The organism is Galbibacter marinus (assembly GCF_000300875.1).
In the GTDB taxonomy this organism is placed as follows: Bacteria; Bacteroidota; Bacteroidia; order Flavobacteriales; family Flavobacteriaceae; genus Galbibacter; species Galbibacter marinus.
In genome coordinates, this window is the sequence record NZ_AMSG01000001.1 from 308,030 (window position 1) to 330,574 (window position 22,545).

Sequence of the window (22,545 nt, forward strand, 5' to 3'; positions counted from 1 at the left end):
CTGTTTTGTCATATGAAAATTAAATACCTACATTTAATTTCCAAAACATAATATATGCGTTTATTACTAGGGATGCTACTGTTAGTATGTACGGCCTGTATGCAATCCAATCAAATACAACTCACCGATCTTAAAGTCGAACATTTGGATCACCCATTGGGTATGGATGCATCAAATCCCAGGTTTTCTTGGAAATTTGAAAAATCAGCACCACTGACCATCCAGGATCAATACGAAATATTTCTATCCACAGATTCTTTAAAATTACTCAACAAAGAGGGTATAATATGGAGCAAGCATGGCAAGTCAACTACTAATTTAATCACTTATGACGGTGATTCACTAAAACCTTTTACTAAATATTATTGGGGTGTTTCTGTTGTGGGAGCTTCTGGACAAAAAAGTCCATTAAACATTTCTTCTTTTGAGACTGGAATGATGGGAACAAAGCAATGGGAAGGAGAATGGATTACCGATAATGAGGATGTTGATCTTAAACCAGCTCCTTATTTTCGAAAGGAGTTTGGTTTAGAAAAAAATGTTGTCAAAGCAAGAGCTTACATTGTTGCAGCTGGGTTGTATGAACTTTATATCAATGGAAGTAAAGTTGGAGACCATCGATTGGATCCAGTTTATACGCGTTTTGACAAAAGAAATACCTATGTCACCTATGATGTAACGGAATATATTAAAGAAAATCAAGTGGCAATTGGAGTCTTACTGGGTAATGGATGGTATAACCATCAGTCCACCGCAGTATGGTTGTTTGATCGTGCAAAATGGCGGAAAAGACCACGGTTTTGCCTGAATATCCGAATTACTTTTGACGATGGAACAACTAAGCTGCTCACAACGGATAAAACCTGGAAAACTTCATTAGCACCGGTGGTCTTTAACAGTATCTATACAGGTGAGCATTACAACGCCAATTTGGAACAAAAGGGTTGGAATACCGTAAATTTTGATGACCAGTTATGGAAGTCTTCCCTTGAAGTTGAAGCACCTTCTAATAATATAGTATCTCAATCCATTCCGCCGATTAGAACTGTTAAAGTACTTCAGCCGGTTAGTATGAAAAAAATGAGTGATAAGCGCTATATTTTTGATCTAGGACAGAATATTTCTGGAATTACAAAACTTCGTATCAGTGGAGATAAGGAAAGTATTGTTCAAGTGACGCATTCGGAACAACTGGACAGTGTTGGAAACTTAGATTTATCGAATATTAATATGCATTATCGGCCTGAAGATACTTTGGATCCTTTTCAGACGGATATCTATATCTTAAGTGGTGCAGGTGATCAAGTGTTTGCTCCTAAGTTTAATTATAAAGGCTTTCAATATGTGGAGGTTAAAAGTTCCACTCCTGTTGTTTTGGAAAAAGACGATCTCTCAGGTCTGTTCATGCACACAGATGTTCGCCCGATAGGGAAAATTCACAGTTCGAATAAACTATTGAATAGCATTTGGAAAGCAACTAATAATTCCTATTGTTCGAATTTATTTGGATATCCAACGGATTGTCCACAAAGAGAAAAAAACGGTTGGACGGGTGATGCCCATATCAATATTCAAACGGGGCTCTATAACTATGATGGTATTACCGTTTACGAAAAATGGATGAAAGACCACATGGATGAGCAACAACCTAATGGTGTTTTGCCTTCCATTATTCCCACCTGGGGTGGCTGGGGATATGATTGGGGAAATGGACCAGATTGGACAAGTACTATAACGATAATTCCATGGGAATTATATCAGTTTTACGGTGATGATCATGCCTTGAAAATGATGTATGAACCCATGAAAAGATATGTTGATTACATAAGCTCTATAAGTTATGGTGGGGGACTCACCGATTGGGGGCTTGGGGATTGGGTCCCCGTGAAATCCGTTACTCCAAAAGAATTGACATCCTCTATCTATTACTATGTCGATGCCAGTATTTTGGCAAAAGCAGCAAAGCATTTTGGAAGGCAGGATGATTTTGAAAAATACACTTCGCTGTCAAGACAAATTAAAAAAGCTATAAATGATAAGTACTTAGATCCCACAACTGGCATCTACGGAAAAGGATTTCAAACAGAACAAAGTGCTCCCTTATATTGGGGAATAGTTCCTGATTCTTTGGTAGAGAAGGTTACCAAAGGTCTTGTAGATGCAGTTGAAAAAGCAGATAATCACATCGATGTTGGATTGTTGGGTACACGGACAATTTTGGGAGCGTTGAGTCAAAATGGTTATGCGGATTTAGCCTATAAGGTAGCCTCCCAAGTTACATACCCTTCATGGGGATGGTGGATAAAAAATGGAGCAACGACGCTTTATGAAAATTGGGATATTCACGCGACTGCTGATATATCTAAAAACCATATTATGTTTGGGGCTATTGGAGGTTGGTTGTACTCAGGTCTTGGTGGAATCCTACCAGATCCCGAGGACCCAGGATTTAAACATATTATTTTGAAACCAAATATAGTGGCAGGACTCGATCAGTTTGAGGCGAAATTCCAGAGTCCTCAAGGGGAGATTGTGTCGCGTTGGGAAACCGATGCTGATGGAACGATCCTTTATCAGGCTCGTATTCCAAGCAATAGCACCGCGACCTTATTTCTGGATGTTGACACTGTTAAGTTTCAGGGAGATACTCTTTCGTTTAGTGAGGTTTTTACCAAAGAACTCAGTCCAGGAACCTATATATTTGAAGTGAAGCGATAGGTTTAAAAATCCCAAGTTGTGAGGGTATTTTCAATTAATTAATTGCCAAGTAGTAAAATATTCTTTTCGAATTATTTGTTCTGCGAGAAAAAGTTTGCCACACAACCTAACGTTCATTAGATTTGTTGGTTAAGAATACATCTGGCTAATTTAATAATTATACATATGAAGTACACAAAAAGGTATCAAGGAGGAATGTTTTTATTTCTTTTCCTTGCATTTACAACTGCTGCTATTGGACAAGTGGTGGAGCGAAATCAGCAGGAGTTCAGCGAATTTATGGATCGCTCTGGTAACCGTTATCGTTCGGCTGCTGGGATTCCAGGACCAGACTATTGGCAAAATCGCGTGGATTACTCTATCAAAGCAACCCTAGACGACCAAGCACATACATTAACAGGTGAGATTACCATCACCTATACTAATAATAGTCCGGATGCTTTACCATTTATTTGGTTACATCTGGAACAGAATAGATTTACTGAAAATTCAAGAGGAACTCTAACCACCCCAATTGAAGGGAATCGTTACAATGGAGAAGTTGACGGCGGATATGAGATTTCAAACCTAGAAGCTAAAACACAAAGAACAGTTTCTTCCAAGCACATTATAAATGATACCAGAATGCAGGTTTGGTTCGAAAAACCTATAAAGGCCCAAGGAGGTACTGCAACTGTTTCTATGGACTTTACCTATAAAATTCCTGAGAGAGGAATGGATAGAATGGGAAGAATAGATGTAGAGCAAGGAACTATTTATGCTATGGCCCAATGGTATCCACGTGCTGCGGTTTATGATGATGTTGAAGGCTGGAATGTTGAACCTTATTTAGGCGCAGGTGAATTTTATCTGGGATATGGAGATTTTGATTACCAAATCACCGCACCCTATGATCATATCGTAGTAGGATCAGGTGTACTTGTTAATCCAAATCAAGTATTATCTCCATTAATGAGAGAACGTTTGGCTCAAGCTCGTAAGAGTGATGAAACGGTTTTTATTGTTAAAGAAGAGGAAGTTGATGACATGTCAATTAGAGCAAAACAAAGCGGAACTCTTACCTGGCATTTTGAAATGGAAAATACCAGAGATGTGGCTTTTGGAAGTTCAAAAGCATTTATTTGGGACGCTGCTAAAATAGATCTTCCAAGTGGAGAAAAAGCTTTAGCACAATCTGCTTACCCTAAAGAAAGTGCTGGATATGAGGCTTGGGGACGATCTACTGAATATTCAAAGCATTCTGTTGAGAACTATTCAAACAGATGGTATGAATACCCATATAAAGTGGCTACAAACGTTGCTGCTAATGTAGGAGGAATGGAATATCCAGGACTAAATTTCTGTAGCTGGAAAAGTAAAGGTGAACGTCTATGGGGTGTAACAGATCACGAATTTGGTCACAACTGGTTCCCAATGATTGTTGGATCTAACGAAAGAAGATACGCTTGGATGGATGAAGGTTTTAATAGCTTTATCAATTATTATAGTACACTTGATTATGGAGAATATCCAGCTTCTTTATCAAAGACTAGAAATATGATTGGGTGGTTCCAAAGCGAAACTAGAGAAGGAATTGATACCTACCCAGACGCTACGAACTTAAGAAACCTTGGTATGACTGCTTATCGAAAGCCAGCAATTGGATTGTTATTACTCAGGGAGTATATTTTAGATCACGAGCGTTTTGATAATGCCTTTAAGTCATATATAGAAGCATGGGCGTATAAACACCCTCAGCCAGCAGACTTTTTCAATCATATGGAAAATGTTACTGGAGAGAATCTTTCTTGGTTCTTTAAAAATTGGTTCTACGGAACTGGAAACATTGATCTTGCAATTTCAGGTCTTCGTCAAACCCCAGAAAAGGACGCTTTCATTGTGACTGTAGCCAACAAAGGGGATATTCCTATGCCAGTTAAAATGGAAATTACCTACAGAGATGGTACTGTGGAGCAGAAAACATTACCTGTAGAAATTTGGCAAAGAGGAGATACTTGGAGCTTTTTATTAGAGACAGATGTGCTTCCACAGAGTATCGAAATTGATCCGGATAAGTTGTTACCCGATGTCAACCCTTCTAACGATTCATGGCCTGGAACTTCTTTTTATGATTAAGGCTTAAAGGATTAAAATACTTAATTAATTAAACTGTCTGAGCTTCTCAGGCAGTTTTTTTTAGCCCTACTTCGGCCTGAACCATAAAGTTCAAATTTATAAACAGAGTAGCAATCTTCTCTTGAGAATTAATCGGAAAATTATCCATCTTTCTTTCAGGAATTATCGCGAGTTCTCTTCCTATTACCAGATTTATAATTTGGTACGGAAGATGCAAAAAAAGATAAAGTCCATTTCCGCTGCTGGCATGAGGGATTATTAAATTCGGGGTTTACAGGGAATTGGGTTGTTCCACGAGTTTATTGTCGTCTTTGAAAATATCGTCATTCTCAGAAAAATCCAATGTTTCTGCCTCTGGGAGGTATTTTAAAATCTCATCAATACCTTTACTAAGCATTAGTGGAGTAGAATACTTACGGCTTGTAGCAAGAACAAAGCCATCTTTGATAAGCCTGAAGTAATGTTTGCCAGAAGGAGTTGATTTTTTTCTAAAACTGAACTGGTGAATATGGCCCGCCAAGCCATTTATCATCGTTTTACAATCCTGCTTTTTTTTCAGGCCAATACTGGTGAATATTGTTTTTCCTTTTCTCGATGTAAAGACAAATTTATAATCTCCGTTTTGTCGTTTGCTGATAACAAACATACCCATAGGTCAGAATGAATTTTAAAGTTAAGCCTGCAAAGCTAAAATTTATTAGACATTGATGGCCATATTTAATTTGAGAAACACTTTTGAACTAATAAAACAGTAATTCACCTAAAAAAAAGGGATAGTTCTACCGCAGTTTAGGACTTTTGCAGGGAATCGACTTTAAGGAATCCCCTAAACAAATCTATTTCTTAATTTGCATTAATCGAGAAACATATTTTCCTATCACGTCGAATTCTAAATTCACTGTGGTGCCTACCTTATACTGTTTGAATCGTGTATGATCATAGGTATAAGGTATAATGGCCACGCTGAATTGACTCTCTTTTGAGTCCACCACCGTTAGGCTTGTACCATCTATTGTAATAGAGCCTTTTTCTATAGTCACATTATTTAATGACGGGTCATAGCTAAAGGTAAATCGCCAACTACCATTTTCATCTACGATAGAAATACATTCACCCACTTGGTCTACATGGCCTTGTACAATATGTCCGTCAAGTCTGGTGCCCATTTTCATGGCGCGTTCTAAATTGACAATATCCCCAACAGAAAGACTTCCTAATGAAGTCTTGTCCAAGGTTTCTTTAATCGCGGTCACGGTATAGGTATGATCATTTACTGATGTCACCGTTAGGCAAACACCATTGTGGGCCACACTTTGGTCAATCTTTAATTCAGGCGCAATACTACTCTTTATAGTGAAGTGAAGATTTTCTCCCTGAGACTCTATTTTTGTGACACTTGCCAATTCTTCTATTATTCCGGTGAACATATGTATAAATTATTAGTTAAATTTGCATTTGAGGTATCGCTCTTTGGGGTAGGTCGTAATTGTTATAACAAACCTACTAAATAGTGTAATAACTGCCAATAAACAGTGTTTGTAAAAATCTAAAGCATCCAAAAAGATGAACAATGGTGAAAATATCCGGTTGGGAATATCAATAGGAGATCTCAATGGAATAGGCTGTGAGGTAATTCTTAAGACTTTTGAAGATCCTAGAATGCTGGAGTTTTGTACTCCAATAATCTTTGCATCTACTAAGGTAATTAATTATCAGCGCAAAATGCTTGGGATGAATATTGCTTATAATGGAGTAGATGATGCCTCTAAAGCGGTTGCTGGAAAATTAAATGTTGTCAATGTTTGGAAACAAACTCCTAATATTGAACCTGGCAAGGAAACTGCTGAAGGTGGGAAATATGCTTTGTTATCTTTAAAAGCGGCTGTAGAGGCGCTAAAGAATGACCAGGTGGATGTTCTAGTCACAGCTCCGATTAACAAGCACAACATCCAGTCAGATGAATTTAAATTTCCTGGACATACGGATTATCTGGCGCAGGAATTAGAAGGACAAGCACTCATGTTTATGGTAACCGAAGAATTAAAAGTAGGATTACTAACTGACCACCTTCCAGTTAAAGCAGTTAGTGATGCCATCACTCCTGAGCTGGTAGAAACTAAAATTAATAAGATTTATGAATCTCTTAAAGAAGATTTTAGAATTCGCAAACCAAAAATAGCTGTTTTAGGTATCAATCCTCACACAGGTGATAATGGCGTTATTGGAACGGAAGATGATGAGGTATTAAGGCCTACAATTGCTAAATTGAACGAATCTGGCAAATTAATTTACGGTCCTTATGCTGCCGATAGTTTTTTCGGTTCTGGATCGCATCATAATTTTGATGCCATTCTCGCCTCATATCACGATCAAGGATTAATCCCTTTCAAAACGCTCTCCTTTGGAAAAGGAGTGAATTATACAGCGGGATTATCTAAGGTTAGAACTTCACCAGATCACGGTACAGCCTTTGAGATTGCTGGTAAAGGGGAAGCTAATCACAGCTCTTTTGCCGAAGCTGTATTTACGGCATTACGTATTTATAATAATAGAGAAGAATATAAAGAATTAACCAAAAACCCACTTAAAAAAAGCGGAGGAAAGTTATAAACAAAAAAAAGTTAATAAGATTATTTTCATAAATAAAAATTTATATCTTTGCACCCGCCTTATTATTAAGTGATAAGGTTTGTAAAAACTGATGTTGAAAATGAAGAAACTTAAGGACTTTGATATTCCTTTTGTGGGATTGAAACAAGGAAAACACCAGTTTGATTTTGATATCAAAAAAGCGTTCTTTGATGCTTTTGAATATGATGATTTCAATGATGCAGATGTAAAAGTCTCAATGGAATTGGATAAAAAAAGCAGCTTGTTGGAATTGACCTTTAAGGCTCAGGGTTATGTAAATGTGAATTGCGATGTATGCAATGAGCAGTATGACCAGGAAATAAAAGGAAAACTACATTTGGTGGTGAAATTTGGAGATCAGTACAATGATGAAAATGAAGAAATTCTCATTATTCCACATGGAGAGCATCAAATAAATGTAGCACAATTCATTTATGAAATGATTGTACTTTCTGTTCCTTTAAAACGGGTCCACCCAGGAATAAAGGACGGAACGCTATCAACTGAGATATTAGATAAACTGGAAGAATTCCAGCCAAAGGAAGAAATTGAACATAAAGACGGTGAAACGGATCCTAGATGGGATCAATTGAAAAAACTATTAACGGATAAATAAGATTTAAAAATGGCACATCCTAAAAGAAGACAGTCTAGTACTAGAAGAGATAAAAGAAGAACGCATTACAAGGCGACTGCTCCTCAAATAGCTACAGACCCAACAACAGGGGAACAGCATGTTTATCACAGAGCTCACTGGCATGAAGGAAAACTTTATTACAGAGGTCAAGTTCTTATTGATAACACAGTAGAAGAGGTTGCATAATGTTGATTTGCAATTAAAAGACTTTAGAACTCTCACAAGAAGTGAGAGTTTTTTTATTTAAAATTTTTCTATAAATCAAAAACACCCTATTTTGCACCGCTAATCGGACAAAAATTAGTAATTTCGATTAATTTTGATCGCATTTTTTCACGTTTTTGATAAAAACTAAGCGAATTATGAGTAAACTTAAGGCAGCTATTACTGCTGTAGGAGCTTATGTGCCTGACTTTATTTTGACCAACAAGATGTTGGAAGAAATGGTAGATACAAATGATGAGTGGATTACAACTAGAACTGGAATCAAACAAAGGCATATATTAAAGGAAGAAGGAAAGGGTACTTCTTTTATGGCCATTAAGGCTGCGCAGGAACTGCTGCAAAAAAGTGGCGCTGATCCGAAAGAAATCGACATGGTAATTGTCGCCACGGCTACCCCAGATTTACCCGTTGCTGCAACAGCTGCTTATGTAGCCTCTGAGGTTGGCGCAGTTAATGCATTTGCATACGATCTTCAAGCTGCTTGCTCTAGTTTTTTATACGGGATGTCTACTGCTTCTAGTTATATTGAATCAGGACGCTATAAAAAGATACTATTAATTGGAGCAGATAAAATGTCTTCAATTTTAGATTATACAGATAGAACCACCTGCATTATATTTGGAGATGGTGCAGGCGCAGTTCTCTTTGAACCTAATGAAGAAGGATTAGGACTGCAGGATGAATATTTGAGAAGTGACGGTATTGGAAGGGAGTTTTTGAAAATCGATGCTGGAGGTTCTGTACTTCCTGCTTCATTAGAAACCGTAAAGAACAAACAGCATTTTGTTTTCCAAGATGGTAGAACTGTATTTAAATATGCGGTTTCTAATATGGCTGATGTTGCGGAAAAGATGATGGATCGCAACAATCTAACTAAGGAAGATGTCCAATGGTTAGTACCACATCAGGCCAATATGAGGATTATTCAGGCTACGGCTAACCGCGTGGATCTCGATCCGTCTAAAGTAATGATAAACATACAGAATTACGGAAACACCACATCGGCTACCTTGCCGCTATTGTTAAGCGATTACGAAACCCAATTAAAAAAAGGGGATAATTTGATATTTGCTGCCTTTGGAGGTGGCTTTACTTGGGGGTCTATCTATTTAAAGTGGGCCTATAATAGTTAGTAAAAACAAAACTCAAAACTAATAAGAAACAATCATGGATTTAAAAGAAATTCAAAGTTTAATCAAATTCGTGGCAAAATCTGGAGCAAGTGAAGTGAAACTTGAGACGGATGATGTGAAAATCACCATCAAAACCGGTTCAGAGGATAAAAAAGGTGAGACGACAACTTATGTTCAACAGATTCCTGTTAATCAGGCATTGCCAACACAGCCAGTAGCTCCTCAAGCTCCTGCTGCTACTGAAAATGCACCTGCACAGGGGCAACCTTCAGAAGAAGATAGCAAGTACATTACGATTAAATCTCCTATTATTGGGACTTATTACAGAAGACCTGCTCCAGATAAACCAAACTTTGTGGAAGTGGGCGATACCATTGCTAAGGGTGATGTGCTTTGTATTATTGAGGCCATGAAACTTTTCAATGAAATTGAAGCTGAGGTCTCTGGTAAGATCGTAAAAGTGTTGGCTGATGATTCTTCTCCTGTTGAATTTGATCAGCCTTTATTTTTGGTTGACCCGTCATAAGAAATCTTGAATCCTGTGTTTTAAAGGTCCTAAATGGGTCTTTAGAATGATTTAAAATTTAGAATCGATAATTTAAAGTTTCAAGAGATGTTTAAAAAAATACTGATTGCAAATAGAGGTGAAATTGCGCTTCGTGTGATTAGAACTTGTAAAGAGATGGGGATTAAAACCGTTGCGGTTTATTCCAAAGCTGATGAGGAAAGTTTACACGTTCGATTTGCAGATGAGGCGGTTTGTATAGGACCAGCGCCTAGCAAAGACTCTTATTTGAAAATCTCCAATATAATAGCAGCTGCAGAGATTACCAATGCAGATGCCATACACCCAGGGTATGGGTTCTTGTCTGAAAATGCTAATTTTTCAAGAATCTGTAAAGAACACGGCATAAAATTTATAGGAGCTGGCCCAGAGATGATCGACCGTATGGGAGATAAAGCCTCTGCAAAAGCAACTATGAAAGAGGCCGGAGTTCCTACTGTACCAGGTTCTGATGGTTTATTGGAATCCATAGAACAAGCTAGAAAACTAGCTAAAGAAATGGGATATCCAGTAATGCTAAAGGCAACTGCTGGAGGTGGTGGAAAAGGGATGCGCGCAGTGTGGAAAGAAGAAAATCTTCAAAAAGCATTTGAAAGCGCAAAACAAGAAGCTGGAGCCTCCTTTGGAAATGATGGTATGTACATGGAAAAACTCATCGAAGAACCACGACATATTGAGATTCAAGTTGTAGGAGATCAATTTGGAAATGCATGCCACCTTTCTGAAAGAGACTGTTCAGTTCAACGTAGACACCAGAAATTAACAGAGGAGACTCCTTCTCCATTTATGACTGATGATCTACGAGAAAAAATGGGTAAAGCAGCTGTAAGAGCGGCAGAGTATATTAAGTATGAAGGAGCAGGAACGGTAGAATTTTTGGTGGACAAACACAGAAATTTCTACTTTATGGAAATGAATACTCGTATCCAAGTAGAGCACCCAATTACCGAGCAGGTTATAAATTACGATTTAATTCGCGAGCAGATCCTAGTAGCTGCTGGTGTGCCTATTTCTGGTAAGAACTACTTTCCTAAGCTGCATTCAATAGAATGTAGAATTAACGCTGAAGATCCTTATAACGACTTTAGACCTTCACCAGGGAGAATAACTACCCTTCACGCTCCAGGAGGACATGGAATCCGTTTAGACACTCATGTTTATAGTGGATATATTATCCCTCCAAACTACGATTCTATGATTGCTAAATTAATTACCACTGCGCAAACGCGTGAGGAAGCGATCAATAAAATGAAGCGTGCCTTGGATGAATTCGTAATCGAAGGAATTAAAACAACCATACCGTTCCATAGACAACTTATGGATCATCCAGATTATGTGGCTGGTAACTACACCACTAAATTTATGGAAGACTTCCAAATGGAGCCTAAGGAGGAAGAGGACGAATAGTTTTTCTTTTTAAGGAAACATAGACAATATATCGGCTTGCAATTTCTGCAAGCCGTTTGTCGTTAAAGTAAATATCATTCCAATTTTCTTAACTTTAAGTCATGGCTATATCTCTTTCATACTGGGAGCGGAAAACGTATTTTTCAAACGTCGACTTTACCGTGGTGGGCGCAGGGATCGTGGGTCTTAATTGTGCATTGAAGTTAAGAGAGAAATACCCAAAAAGTAGTATAGCAGTTCTTGAAAGAGGTCTTCTGCCTAAAGGGGCCAGTACTAAAAATGCAGGGTTTGCTTGTTTTGGAAGCGTCTCTGAGCTTTTAGATGACTTAAACGGGCATTCTGAAGATCAAGTTCTTGAACTAGTAGAAAAGCGTTACAAAGGGCTTCAGAAATTAAAAAGCACCCTGGGTGAACAACAGATTGGTTACAAGCATTACGGAGGGTTTGAAGTGTTTTTAAAAAAAGCTCCAGAGACTTATTTGGAGTGTATGGATAGCTTTGATCAGATTAATAAGCGCTTATACCCAATTTTCAAAAAGAACGTTTTTTCAACCCAGAAAAACACTTTTTCTTTTCAGGGTGTTTTTGATCAGTATCTAGTGAATAGTTTTGAAGGACAAATAAACACTGGCATGATGATGGATGCGCTGTATAGGAAATGTGTAGCAAGCGGGGTCACCATCTTATATGGCGTATGTGTAGATGGATATCACACCAGAGAAGATGACGTGCTGGTAAAGTCCAATTTAGGAGATTTCACAACAAAAAAGTTATCCATTGCAACCAATGGTCTATATAACGAATTACCTAATAGCGACTTAAATGTCAGACCTGCTAGAGCTCAAATACTGATTACAAAACCGATACCGAATTTAAAGATTAAAGGTAGCTTTCATCTGGATAAAGGTTTTTACTATTTTCGAAATATTGATAATCGAATTTTACTTGGTGGCGGTAGAAACTTGGATATCTTAACTGAACAAACCAGTGTTTTTGCAACCACTAAAATTATCCAAGATAAACTCCAAGAGCTCCTCAGGGAGGTAATTCTTCCTGGCGGTGAAGCGAAGGTTGATATGCGATGGAGCGGTATCATGGGAGTAGGGAATTCTAAGCAGCCAATAATTAAACAATTAACGAATCATGTGTTCTGTGGTGTTCGACTTGGAGGCATGGGAATCGCTATTGGTTCACAGGTAGGTGAGGACCTAGCAAATTTAATGATGGAATATGTTTAAAAAATTTGTTCGTTTTGTTTTAAAACTGTGTTTTTGGTTCATAATCATTACCGTATTCTGGGTGCTTTTTTATAAATGGGTGCCAGTTCCTGCTACTTCGTTAATGGTCATTCGTAGTGCTGAACAACTACAACAGAAAAAAGAAATTAAATGGAACCATCAGTGGGTGGCATTGGAGAAAATTTCTAAGAACCTACAACTTGCTGTGATTTGTAGCGAAGACCAAAAGTTTAGTAGCCATGCTGGATTTGATGTTCAGGCCATTGAAAAGGTTCTTGACAATTATTCTGAGAACAAGCGACTAAGAGGAGCCAGTACCATTAGTCAGCAAACGGCAAAGAATGTATTTCTTTGGCCACAAAGGAGTTGGGTCCGAAAGGGATTTGAAACCTATTTCACTTTTTTAATTGAGTTACTTTGGTCCAAGTCAAGAATTATGGAAGTGTATTTAAATAGCATTGAAATGGGGGATGGAATCTACGGAGCTCAGGCTGCCGCCAATTATTGGTTCGGTAAAGATGCATCAACGCTTTCTAAATACGAATCGGCTGCCATTGCAGCGATTCTTCCCAATCCATTAAAAATGAAAGCAGATCCAGCAACGTCCTATGTGCAACAGCGCAAAAATTGGATACTTCAACAAATGAAATTCTATGGCCCTTTGGATTTAAATAGCCTACCTACTCCTTCTGATAAATAATTTGGATTTGTTTTGGAGAGGATTAACATTTTAAGAATTCAGTAGTGCTTAAATCCCTTATATCCACTGGATATAAGCACAATTATTAAAATTCTTTTCCAATATACGCAACCTTTTTACTGTTTTTGCTTCTTTAAGGTATAATAAACACTAAATAGCAAGAAATGAAAAAACAAAAATTGATGGCAGTTGTTCTATTTGCCGCTCTAACAGGGGTGTTTGTGAGCTGTAATGATGACGATAACCAATGTATCCCAGATTATACTGGAGCGCTTAGCGCAGATGAAACTGCTTTTGCAGGAGAATGGCACCTAACTGCCATAGAGTCTTCTGAGGAGATCGATCTAACGGACGATGATGAAGATAATCCTAGCACCGATATTTTTGCCCAACAATCCGATTGTCAAAATGATTTGCAGTACGATTTTGGTACAGATAGAATCTATAAATATTCTGCTCGTACAAATGTCGAAGACTGTGAAGATTCTCCTGCAGCTATCGAAGGTACCTGGAAATTTGGAGGTTCTACTTTAGGCCTTATTACTGCATGTACAGAGAGTGTCGTTGAATTAGATGTAAATGACCAGAGAACTACTTTTTCGTATACAATATCAACTTTCTTTACCAAAGAAAGTGGTGAGAGAATTGAAATAGATGTGACTCATACTTTTACTAAAGGACCTATTGTGCCAACACCACCGGTAGAAGAAGCTGAATAACAATATTTAAAATAAACAAGTTTTAGGTTTTGTGGAAGACCATTGTATTCTAAATCAAGAATGCATTGGTCTTTTTTTATGACTTTAAATTTGCTTCTAAGTGAACTTCTTTACCCGGCTCTATCGCATTATTGTGATTGAAAAATACTGTTTTTGATTTCAAAACACTTTCAATTAAATAATGACTTCCTTGGAAATATGAATTTTTAACACGAACGGTTAAATAGCCGTTTTGACTTAACTGGAGTTGATGCGGGTAACAAACGATTTTTTTATTGGAGGTGGAATTGGGGACAATGTGTTTTTCTAAGAGCTCATTTACCTCACCAAACAACGATGCTACATATTTGTTTTTTGGGTTTTTATACAACAATTTAGGATCATCCAAACATATGATCTTACCTTCTTTGAGTACCATGGTTTTATCGGCATAGGCCAAGGAATCCATATTGTCATGTGTAGCAGTAATACAACTGATGTTCTGTGATTTTAAATACGAAAATAGTTCACGCCTAAGGCTATTTTTTTTAAAGTTATCAATATTAGAAAAAGGCTCATCCAGTAGAAGCAATTTGGGCTGCTGTGCTAAGGCTTTTGCAATTGCCACACGTTGTTGCTGTCCACCACTAAGATCTGTGGGCTTTGTCTTTGCATAGGCTGTTAGACCTACAAGCTCAAGTAGTTCTGCGATGCGTTTACTTTTCTTTCTCGGATAAAAATTCGACAGATATTTACCCACATTTTCCTCCACTGTAATGTAGGGCATTAAGTCATAATCTTGAGCAACATATTTGATAAATTCTTCCCCAGGAACTAGGTTGTAATTTGGTCCAAGAAGGCGTTTTTCACCCCAAAAGAGTTTCCCTTTTTCAAGGTGGTATAATCCGTAGATAATCTTTAATAAGGTGCTTTTTCCAGAACCACTTTCCCCAATAATTGAAAGTTGTTCTCCAGGATTTAATTTCAGGGAAATATTTTTAAGAACTTCTTTTGTGTCGTACTGAAAAGTAACGTTTTGAACCTTGAGCATATTCGGTTTTATTTTGATTCCCAAAGTTAGGGAATATGCTTTTATTTCACCCTTTACTCATTGGAAATCCTTCCGTATTTGTAGTATAGGAAAAGGTTTATAAACTGAATCACAAACCCGATTCCAAGTAGAATAAGCCCAATGGTATTACTATTAAAAATTAATATTAGGATAATACCAATGATAGTAAAGATGGTACCTATAAAAAGCAATAAAACAAAGGTGGGTTTAAAGTTTGGATTCATCCTTTTTAGGTTTGGATTATTTGTAAATTGATTATTTAAAGTTAAGCAAAAAGATTAAATCACTAAAATTAACAATCAGGACTTCTATTGCACTTTTTTTGTATTCTGGATATGGCTTAGCACAAAATAGTAAACAGCTGGGGTTAAAAATGCTATTTAAGGATTAAGTAAACAGTATTCTTTACCTTTGCTTAAAATGGTCAAAGTAAAGTTTATGGATTCAGTTTTCATAAAAAATATGGTTTGTAACCGTTGTATAATGGTTGTGAAGAGCGAATTGGAAAAGTTGCATTTGGATGTTAATTCAGTGTCTCTTGGAAGAGTGGATTTAAATAGCCCACTAGAAGAAGGTGATAAACTGAAACTCAAACAGGCTTTACTTCCCTTAGGTTTCGAGGTAATTGATGATAAGCGGAGCCGAATTATAGAAAGTATAAAGAATACCATTATTGATGCTGTTCACCATCAGGACACGGAAATAAAGGTTAATTTATCTGAGCTCTTGAGTCGTAAATTACACCTTGATTACGGTTACTTATCCACGCTTTTCTCTGAGATAGAGGGTACTACTATTGAAAAGTATTTTATTGCTCAAAAGATAGAGAAGGTAAAGGAATTACTAGTCTATGATGAACTTTCCCTAAGTGAAATTGCATTTAAACTGAATTATTCCAGCGTATCTTATCTGAGTAATCAGTTTAAAAAAGTTACGGGACTTACTCCTAGTCACTTTAAAGAGATTAAAGAAGAAAAAAGAAAACCCCTTGATGAAATTTGAATTATTTCTTTAAATGGAGGTTAAAATAAGGGTCTTTATTCTAAGATGTGTTGTGCGGTTGTTTATGCAAAATTTCACAACTAGCTATCATAGAGTAGTTTAACTGTAAGTTTTGGGTGTCCCATTTAATTTTTATTTTTAAAAGCATGGTTGTACGCCGAAAATAAAATGACATTAAGAAACCTTAATTTGAACTATTGTTTTGATAGTTCCAGTAATTTACGCATAGTCTTCCAGTTACGACTCGTTCCTTGAATTTTAAGTTTTTTCTCCACAAAAGGGTTGCTCACCTTTGCCTTCCCATAACCTTTGTGGTAACAGAAATAGAGTAGGGACCGATCAAAGATAAATTCTTCATCCTGAGTTTTAAAGCCCAATAAAATTTCTTTGGACTCAGGATCTGGTTGATTTTCCAAAAAAGTACAATAGAGTTTTTCAATAGGAGCTTGCTGTTTTACATACGGGTTATTCTCTATTATAGCCTGTAAATCGGTTGGAGTTAGTACGAAGGTAGTAACCTCGAACCCGTAGTTTTCTAGGATAAGTGATTCGATATGTTGTTTGATCTGAGATTTTTCTTTCTCACTCACACAAATGACATTCCCACTTTGAATATAAGTTTGCACATTCTGGTATCCACTATTGAGCAACAGCTGCTTTAAATCTGCCATTTTAATTTTACGGTGCCCACCCACATTTATTGCTCTAAGTAGAATGATATATGTCTTTAAAAGCTTCATAATAAAATAGATTTTGCTTAAAATTAAAAAAACTCCAAGAAAAGCTCTTGGAGTTTAATTTTTGGATTGGAGGACTTAATTTGCTCCACCATTTCTTTCTGGTTGTCTTGGCGTTGGCCAAACACCGGGCTCTCCTGTTCTCTTATCTATTGGTAAGACACTTTTTACTCTTGAAGTACGATCAGGGTCTTCACTAGCCATATAAGTTAATATCACAGTTAGAATGACATTGTTTTGGATATCGTCAAAAACAATTTTATCATAGGTATCTAAATTGGTGTGCCAAGTGTAGTTCCAATATGCCCAGCTTAATGAGCTCAAGGAGAATGCTGGAGCTCCAGCCGCTACAAAGGAAGCATAATCGGATCCTCCTCTAGCAGGAGTGCCTGGGAAATGAGTTTCAATATGTTTGCTAACATCTTCAGGAACGGCATGTAACCAGCTACCTAAATAATCATAAGCATTTAAAAAACCTTGTCCTGATAGGTTAACAACTCTCCCAGTACCATTATCTTGGTTAAATACCGCCTGAATATTGCTGACAATTTCAGGGTGATCTTCTACATAAGCTCTGGAACCATTTAATCCTTGCTCCTCACTTCCCCATAGACCAACGATGATAGTTCTTTTAGGATTTGGGTATATTTTTTTCAAAATTCTAGCGGCTTCCATCATAGTAATGGTTCCAGTCCCATTGTCCGTTGCTCCTGTTCCTCCGTCCCAAGAATCGAAATGTGCAGAAAGTATGATATACTCTTCAGGTTTTTCAGTCCCTTTAATTGTTGCAATAGTGTTAAAGGTTGGAACCATGCCCAAGTCCTTTGACTCTGCAACAATACGAAGTTTAGGTTTGGCATCGTGTTCAACCATTCGATATAGCATTCCATAATCCTCAAGTGAAACATCAACCATAGGAATTTCCTTTGTATAGGCACTAAAAATTTTATTCGCACCAAAACCTTCTGACCAATACGATTGTACAATACCTACCGCTCCAGCTTTCTCCAAAGCCTCAACGATGGTTCTTCTGTCGTAACCCGTATTTTCCATATTTTCGCGCCATTTACGCTCTGCCTCAGCTTTATCTTTTTTCATTTTTTCAAAAGATTCTTCTGTAGCATATTCTTTCCAGTTAGCTTCAGGTCTCCCTGTAGTTTGCTTCATAGATACCATCACAATCTTACCTTTCACACTAGGAAGCCAATTTTCAAAAGCAGCGGAGTTAGCCACCGTAGGAAGGATAACCAATTCAGCTGTTACTCCTTTTTTTGAAGTACTCGGATTCCATGCCAGTTGAGTTCCTGAAATGGTTTCAACTCTTGGGTAAACCATATCTATATGGGTTATTCCTCTTTCCCATCCTTTCCACTGTCCCCACTGTTCATTTTTGGCAGAAATACCCCAAGATTCAAATTTATCAACAGCCCAAGAATGTGCTTGTTGCATCTGTGGGGTACCTACTAATCGTGGTCCTATTCCTTCTAAAAGTTCATAGGCCAATTCTTCCAATTGTGAGTTTTCTGAAGCCTCTTTAACAAGGGCATCTACAACTTCTTGTTGTGTTTGAGCTTGTACTAGTGCAGTAATAGAGAAAAATACTGCAGTACATGTAATTTTAAAATTCATGATTTCACTTGATTTAGTTGTTAGATTTTTCTGAAGGTAGTGTACTATATCCCATATTGTATAAAGTAAATCCATAGATATCAGCATATTGCTCAATGGTCTTACTTACAGGAGTTCCAGCACCATGTCCAGCATTGGTTTCTATGCGTATAAGAACAGGGTTGTCACCACTTTGCTTGTCCTGAAGCTCTGCTGCAAATTTGAAACTATGAGCGGGAACTACACGGTCATCATGATCTCCAGTTGTAATTAAAGTTGCAGGATATTCCACTCCTGCTTTCACATTGTGAACGGGAGAATAGCCCAATAAATATTCAAACATTTCTTTATTGTCTTGTGAGGTCCCATAATCATACGCCCAGCCCGCACCAGCTGTAAAGGTGTGGTAACGCAACATATCCAATACTCCTACTGCAGGAAGTGCTACTTTCATCAGTTCTGGACGTTGGGTCATGGTTGCACCCACAAGTAATCCTCCGTTGGATCCACCACTGATTGCTAAATAATCTGAAGAAGTATATCCTTTTTCAATTAGGTATTCAGCTGCAGCAATAAAATCGTCAAATACATTTTGTTTTTGCATTTTAGTACCTGCATCATGCCACTGTTTTCCGTATTCTCCACCACCGCGAAGATTAGGAACTGCATACACACCACCTTGCTCCAACCAAACTGCTCTTGAGATACTAAATGATGGAGTTAGGCTTATATTAAAACCTCCGTAACCGTATAAAATGGTTGGATTCTTTCCGTTTAGTTCAATTCCTTCTTTATAAGTAATTATCATAGGAACTTTGGTACCGTCTTTAGAGGTGTAAAATACTTGTTCAGAGGTATAATCTTGGGGGTTAAAATCAATTTCAGGTTGCCAATAAACTTCTGAATTACCAGTTTCGGGATCGTATTTATAAGTCCTTCCAGGGGTGTTATAGTTGGTGAAAGAGTAATAAATTTCCTCAGCTTCTTCTTTGGAAGAAAACCCTCCAACACTACCAATTCCAGGAAGTTCTACCTCACGAACCAAGCTTCCATCATAATTATATTGATTTACCTTAGATACTGCGTCGATCATATATTCTGCGAAAATATAACCAGAACCTGTTCTTGGACTTAACACATTCTCTGTTTCAGCGATAAAGTCTTCCCAGTTCTCTGGTCCTGGATTTGATGCGTCTACTGTTACTATTTTGCGATTAGGTGCATTCAAGTTTGTTACAAGGTATAATTTAGAATCTACGTTTTCAAGAACATAGGTATCACTTTCGGTAGTTTCCATAATAGGAATAAGTGGCGCATTGTCTTTTGTAAGATCCTTTATAAATAACTTATTTCCTGAGGTAGCTACTGATGCCCTTATAGTCAAATAGCGATCATCTTCTGTAACACTTCCACCAACATAGCGATGTTTTTCCTCTTCGGTACCACCAAAAATGAGTTGATCTTCAGATTGTGGGCTACCTAGCTCATGATAGTATAATTTGTGTTGGTCCGTCTTAGCAGAAAGCTCACTTCCTTCAGGTTTATCGTAACTCGAATAATAGAATCCCTGATCTGCTTTCCAAGAAACACCACTAAACTTTACGTCTATTAGGGTATCTTCAACGATCTCATTGGTTATGGCATCTAGAACAATTATTTTTCTCCAATCACTTCCACCTTCTGAGATAGAATAAGCAGCAAGCTTACCACTTTTAGAAAAACTGACTCCACTTAAGGAAGTAGTACCATCTTTGGAAAAGGTGTTGGGATCCAAAAAGATTTCCTCTTGATCTTGACCATCTTTTTTACGGTAAAGAACATACTGGTCTTGTAAACCATCATTCTTATAATAATAAGTATAACCAGCCTCTTTAAATGGCGCAGTAATTTTTTCGTAATTCCACAAAGTTTCTAGACGCTGCTTTAATTGATCACGAAATGGGATTTTATCAAGGTAATTGAATGTTACTTCATTTTCAGCTTTTACCCATTGGGCAGTTTCTTCAGAGCGGTCATCTTCTAACCATCTGTAAGGGTCTTTAATTTCAGTGCCAAAATAGGTGTCAATTGTATCGACCTTTTTAGTAATTGGGTATTCCAAAGGAGTTGAATTTTTAGTTTGGGTGGTTTCACAAGATTGTAGGATACCAGTGACCACCGCAAAAGCGATTAATTTTTTCATTGAGAAATTTGATTAAAATTAGCGGAGCTTAAAATACAGAAAAAGCCCATGAATAACTGTATTCAAGGGCTTAATTTAACATATTTTTGGTTAATCTGCCTTATACTAGATTATTTTGCACAAGATACTCAGCGATTTGTACTGCGTTTGTAGCTGCACCTTTTCTTAAATTATCCGCTACAACCCACATATTTAGAGTGTTATCTTGGGATTCGTCTCTTCGAATTCTACCAACAAATACATCGTCCTTATCATGAGCGTAAATCGGCATCGGATAGGTGTTTGTATCTGGATTGTCCTGTACTACTACACCAGGAGTGTCATTTAATAGTTTACGAACCTCAGAGAGTGTAAAATCATTTTCAAATTGAACATTCACAGCCTCCGAATGCCCTCCTGCAGTAGGAATTCGAACCGCAGTGGCAGAAACCGCAAAAGAATGATCATTGAATATTTTTTGAGGCTCATTGGCAAGCTTCATTTCTTCTTTAGTGTATCCGTTGTCTTCAAAAACGTCACAATGAGGCAGGGCATTTTTATTGATCGGATAAGGATAAGCCATTTCTCCTTGAACACCAGCGAGTTCGTTTTCCAGCTGTTGAACAGCCTTTACACCTGTTCCAGAAATACTTTGATAGGTAGATACAACTACCCTTTTCATTTTGTATTTCTTATGTAATGGAGCCAAAGCCATAACTAATTGTATGGTTGAACAATTTGGATTTGCGATAATTTTATCCTCCTTAGTCAATTCGTTTGCGTTAATCTCTGGAACAACCAATTTTTTGGTAGGGTCCATTCTCCAAGCTGATGAATTGTCTATCACAGTAGAACCTACCTCAGCAAATTTAGGTGCCCACTCTAGTGAAGTACTTCCACCAGCGGAAAAAATTGCGATATCAGGTCTTGCATCAATTGCATCTTGAAGACCAATAATCGTATAGTTTTTGCCGTTGAATTCTAATTGCTTACCAACAGATCGTGGTGAGGCAACTAACAATAATTCGTCCACAGGAAAATTACGTTCCTTTAGAACTCTAAGCATGACTTCGCCTACCATCCCGGTAGCTCCTACAACTGCTATTTTCATTTTAAAATATTTTGATTTCTTAAACGGTAATTAATCAAAAGCAAAAGTAATTAATATTCACGGCATTATTGATCTAAAAGGATGAAAAAATATTTTTATAACAAAATGTTACAAAAGTTGAATAATTAAAAAATAACCACGCGGTTAAACGTGGTTTAAATTTAATAATGGTGTAGCGGTATGCACCTCACTTTGAGGTATGCCTTACTATTTATTATTCTGTTTTTTTAATTCATCACGAATTTCAGCAAGTAAGTCTTCAGTAGTGGGCCCAGCAGGAGCTGCAGGCGCTTCCACTTTTTTCCTCTTGGTTTTCTCATATGCTTTTAAAACCATGAAAATACAAAACCCAATGATTACAAAATCAATTACGGTCTGGGCAAAAGCTCCGTAGTTTATACTGACAGCTTCTGAAACTACATTCTCACCATCAACAACGGCATCTTTTAGTACAATACTTAGATCATTGAAATTCACCCCACCCAAAAGAAGCCCAATGGGAGGCATTAAAATATCATTTGTAATAGAAGTTACAATTTTACCAAAAGCTCCGCCAACAATTACTGCAGTAGCTAAATTAACAATGTCGCCTTTAAGTAAAAACGACTTAAAATCTTGTAAAAATCCCATAAGCTTTGAACTTAAAATTTATAAATTAGTTTATTAATAACTATAAGTAATTGAATTATAATTTCATTTTTGGTTTGCTAAAGTGTCAATTATGACCCTAGATTGGTTGGGCTGATAATCACGAATATACAATTTAATTTTAAAAATAATAGATTAT

Annotated in this window: 20 protein-coding genes; 12 read left to right on the forward strand and 8 right to left on the reverse strand. The window is 37.2% G+C overall.

Features of this window, described 5'->3' with window-relative positions:
• Positions 1–54: 54 nt before the first annotated feature.
• Together I215_RS01350 and I215_RS01355 are read left to right on the forward strand one after the other, a co-directional pair.
• Positions 55–2,718: an alpha-L-rhamnosidase gene (locus I215_RS01350; RefSeq protein ID WP_040459660.1), complete on the forward strand. Its 2,664-nt coding sequence runs from the start codon at positions 55–57 to the stop codon at positions 2,716–2,718.
• A 165-nt stretch (positions 2,719–2,883) separates the two neighbouring features.
• Positions 2,884–4,833: a M1 family metallopeptidase gene (locus I215_RS01355; RefSeq protein ID WP_008990147.1), complete on the forward strand. Its 1,950-nt coding sequence runs from the start codon at positions 2,884–2,886 to the stop codon at positions 4,831–4,833.
• A gap of 271 nt (positions 4,834–5,104) precedes the next feature.
• Here I215_RS01355 and I215_RS01360 read toward each other — a convergent pair whose 3' ends face one another.
• Together I215_RS01360 and I215_RS01365 are read right to left on the reverse strand one after the other, a co-directional pair.
• Positions 5,105–5,485 (reverse strand): DUF1508 domain-containing protein, encoded by a 381-nt coding sequence (locus I215_RS01360; protein WP_008990148.1) that lies wholly within the window; start codon positions 5,483–5,485, stop codon positions 5,105–5,107.
• A 184-nt stretch (positions 5,486–5,669) separates the two neighbouring features.
• The gene (locus I215_RS01365) at positions 5,670–6,260 is read right to left on the reverse strand and encodes a riboflavin synthase (RefSeq protein ID WP_008990149.1); all 591 of its coding nucleotides are present in this window, start codon (positions 6,258–6,260) and stop codon (positions 5,670–5,672) included.
• Positions 6,261–6,396: 136 nt separating this feature from the next.
• On the opposite strand from I215_RS01365, the gene pdxA reads away from it, so the two are divergent.
• The 9 genes from pdxA (at position 6,397) to I215_RS01410 (ending at position 14,088) form a co-directional block, all read left to right on the forward strand.
• Complete coding sequence (gene pdxA, locus I215_RS01370; RefSeq protein WP_008990150.1) at positions 6,397–7,443, forward strand: 4-hydroxythreonine-4-phosphate dehydrogenase PdxA; 1,047 nt, start codon at positions 6,397–6,399, stop codon at positions 7,441–7,443.
• Between the two features lie 100 nt (positions 7,444–7,543).
• On the forward strand, positions 7,544–8,080 hold the full coding sequence (locus I215_RS01375) for a YceD family protein (RefSeq protein WP_008990151.1): 537 nt from the start codon (positions 7,544–7,546) through the stop codon (positions 8,078–8,080).
• Between the two features lie 9 nt (positions 8,081–8,089).
• Positions 8,090–8,287, forward strand: a complete 198-nt coding sequence (gene rpmF, locus I215_RS01380; protein ID WP_008990152.1) for a 50S ribosomal protein L32 — start codon at positions 8,090–8,092, stop codon at positions 8,285–8,287.
• 176 nt (positions 8,288–8,463) lie between these two features.
• Entirely contained in the window at positions 8,464–9,459 is a 996-nt protein-coding gene (locus tag I215_RS01385; protein WP_008990153.1) for a beta-ketoacyl-ACP synthase III, read from the forward strand.
• 34 nt (positions 9,460–9,493) lie between these two features.
• Positions 9,494–9,985 (forward strand): acetyl-CoA carboxylase biotin carboxyl carrier protein, encoded by a 492-nt coding sequence (gene accB, locus I215_RS01390; RefSeq protein WP_008990154.1) that lies wholly within the window; start codon positions 9,494–9,496, stop codon positions 9,983–9,985.
• Between the two features lie 87 nt (positions 9,986–10,072).
• Entirely contained in the window at positions 10,073–11,431 is a 1,359-nt protein-coding gene (accC, locus tag I215_RS01395; protein WP_008990155.1) for an acetyl-CoA carboxylase biotin carboxylase subunit, read from the forward strand.
• A 101-nt stretch (positions 11,432–11,532) separates the two neighbouring features.
• The gene (locus tag I215_RS01400) at positions 11,533–12,669 is read left to right on the forward strand and encodes an NAD(P)/FAD-dependent oxidoreductase (RefSeq protein WP_008990156.1); all 1,137 of its coding nucleotides are present in this window, start codon (positions 11,533–11,535) and stop codon (positions 12,667–12,669) included.
• A complete protein-coding gene (mtgA, locus tag I215_RS01405; protein WP_008990157.1) occupies positions 12,662–13,369 on the forward strand; it encodes a monofunctional biosynthetic peptidoglycan transglycosylase in 708 nt (235 codons plus the stop codon). Before I215_RS01400 ends, mtgA begins: the two co-directional genes overlap by 8 nt.
• A gap of 164 nt (positions 13,370–13,533) precedes the next feature.
• Positions 13,534–14,088, forward strand: a complete 555-nt coding sequence (locus I215_RS01410) for a DUF5004 domain-containing protein (protein WP_008990158.1) — start codon at positions 13,534–13,536, stop codon at positions 14,086–14,088.
• Between the two features lie 76 nt (positions 14,089–14,164).
• On the opposite strand, the gene I215_RS01415 is transcribed toward I215_RS01410, so the two are convergent.
• Complete coding sequence (locus I215_RS01415; RefSeq protein ID WP_008990159.1) at positions 14,165–15,118, reverse strand: ABC transporter ATP-binding protein; 954 nt, start codon at positions 15,116–15,118, stop codon at positions 14,165–14,167.
• A gap of 459 nt (positions 15,119–15,577) precedes the next feature.
• Between I215_RS01415 and I215_RS01425 the strand changes: the two genes are divergently transcribed.
• On the forward strand, positions 15,578–16,141 hold the full coding sequence (locus I215_RS01425; protein WP_040459688.1) for a helix-turn-helix domain-containing protein: 564 nt from the start codon (positions 15,578–15,580) through the stop codon (positions 16,139–16,141).
• A gap of 194 nt (positions 16,142–16,335) precedes the next feature.
• Here I215_RS01425 and I215_RS01430 read toward each other — a convergent pair whose 3' ends face one another.
• From I215_RS01430 to mscL, 5 genes are all read right to left on the reverse strand, one after another.
• Entirely contained in the window at positions 16,336–16,881 is a 546-nt protein-coding gene (locus I215_RS01430; protein WP_008990162.1) for a DUF1697 domain-containing protein, read from the reverse strand.
• A gap of 75 nt (positions 16,882–16,956) precedes the next feature.
• The gene (locus tag I215_RS01435) at positions 16,957–18,507 is read right to left on the reverse strand and encodes a M20/M25/M40 family metallo-hydrolase (RefSeq protein WP_040459690.1); all 1,551 of its coding nucleotides are present in this window, start codon (positions 18,505–18,507) and stop codon (positions 16,957–16,959) included.
• Positions 18,508–18,520: 13 nt separating this feature from the next.
• Positions 18,521–20,668, reverse strand: a complete 2,148-nt coding sequence (locus I215_RS01440; RefSeq protein ID WP_008990164.1) for a prolyl oligopeptidase family serine peptidase — start codon at positions 20,666–20,668, stop codon at positions 18,521–18,523.
• 100 nt (positions 20,669–20,768) lie between these two features.
• Positions 20,769–21,758 (reverse strand): aspartate-semialdehyde dehydrogenase, encoded by a 990-nt coding sequence (locus I215_RS01445; protein ID WP_008990165.1) that lies wholly within the window; start codon positions 21,756–21,758, stop codon positions 20,769–20,771.
• 207 nt (positions 21,759–21,965) lie between these two features.
• The gene (mscL, locus tag I215_RS01450) at positions 21,966–22,388 is read right to left on the reverse strand and encodes a large-conductance mechanosensitive channel protein MscL (protein ID WP_008990166.1); all 423 of its coding nucleotides are present in this window, start codon (positions 22,386–22,388) and stop codon (positions 21,966–21,968) included.
• Between the last annotated feature and the right edge of the window lie 157 nt (positions 22,389–22,545).

Coding starts and splice junctions, on each gene's coding strand:
- rpmF (WP_008990152.1), top strand. CDS start 8,090: ATGGCACATCCTAAAAGAAGACAGTCTAGTACTAGAAGAGATAAAAGA.
- I215_RS01355 (WP_008990147.1), top strand. CDS start 2,884: ATGAAGTACACAAAAAGGTATCAAGGAGGAATGTTTTTATTTCTTTTC.
- I215_RS01385 (WP_008990153.1), top strand. CDS start 8,464: ATGAGTAAACTTAAGGCAGCTATTACTGCTGTAGGAGCTTATGTGCCT.
- I215_RS01440 (WP_008990164.1), bottom strand. CDS start 20,668: ATGAAAAAATTAATCGCTTTTGCGGTGGTCACTGGTATCCTACAATCT.
- mtgA (WP_008990157.1), top strand. CDS start 12,662: ATGTTTAAAAAATTTGTTCGTTTTGTTTTAAAACTGTGTTTTTGGTTC.
- I215_RS01430 (WP_008990162.1), bottom strand. CDS start 16,881: ATGAAGCTTTTAAAGACATATATCATTCTACTTAGAGCAATAAATGTG.
- I215_RS01360 (WP_008990148.1), bottom strand. CDS start 5,485: ATGGGTATGTTTGTTATCAGCAAACGACAAAACGGAGATTATAAATTT.
- accC (WP_008990155.1), top strand. CDS start 10,073: ATGTTTAAAAAAATACTGATTGCAAATAGAGGTGAAATTGCGCTTCGT.
- I215_RS01400 (WP_008990156.1), top strand. CDS start 11,533: ATGGCTATATCTCTTTCATACTGGGAGCGGAAAACGTATTTTTCAAAC.
- I215_RS01410 (WP_008990158.1), top strand. CDS start 13,534: ATGAAAAAACAAAAATTGATGGCAGTTGTTCTATTTGCCGCTCTAACA.
- I215_RS01435 (WP_040459690.1), bottom strand. CDS start 18,507: ATGAATTTTAAAATTACATGTACTGCAGTATTTTTCTCTATTACTGCA.
- I215_RS01375 (WP_008990151.1), top strand. CDS start 7,544: ATGAAGAAACTTAAGGACTTTGATATTCCTTTTGTGGGATTGAAACAA.
- I215_RS01365 (WP_008990149.1), bottom strand. CDS start 6,260: ATGTTCACCGGAATAATAGAAGAATTGGCAAGTGTCACAAAAATAGAG.
- I215_RS01445 (WP_008990165.1), bottom strand. CDS start 21,758: ATGAAAATAGCAGTTGTAGGAGCTACCGGGATGGTAGGCGAAGTCATG.
- I215_RS01425 (WP_040459688.1), top strand. CDS start 15,578: ATGGATTCAGTTTTCATAAAAAATATGGTTTGTAACCGTTGTATAATG.
- accB (WP_008990154.1), top strand. CDS start 9,494: ATGGATTTAAAAGAAATTCAAAGTTTAATCAAATTCGTGGCAAAATCT.
- I215_RS01415 (WP_008990159.1), bottom strand. CDS start 15,118: ATGCTCAAGGTTCAAAACGTTACTTTTCAGTACGACACAAAAGAAGTT.
- pdxA (WP_008990150.1), top strand. CDS start 6,397: ATGAACAATGGTGAAAATATCCGGTTGGGAATATCAATAGGAGATCTC.
- mscL (WP_008990166.1), bottom strand. CDS start 22,388: ATGGGATTTTTACAAGATTTTAAGTCGTTTTTACTTAAAGGCGACATT.
- I215_RS01350 (WP_040459660.1), top strand. CDS start 55: ATGCGTTTATTACTAGGGATGCTACTGTTAGTATGTACGGCCTGTATG.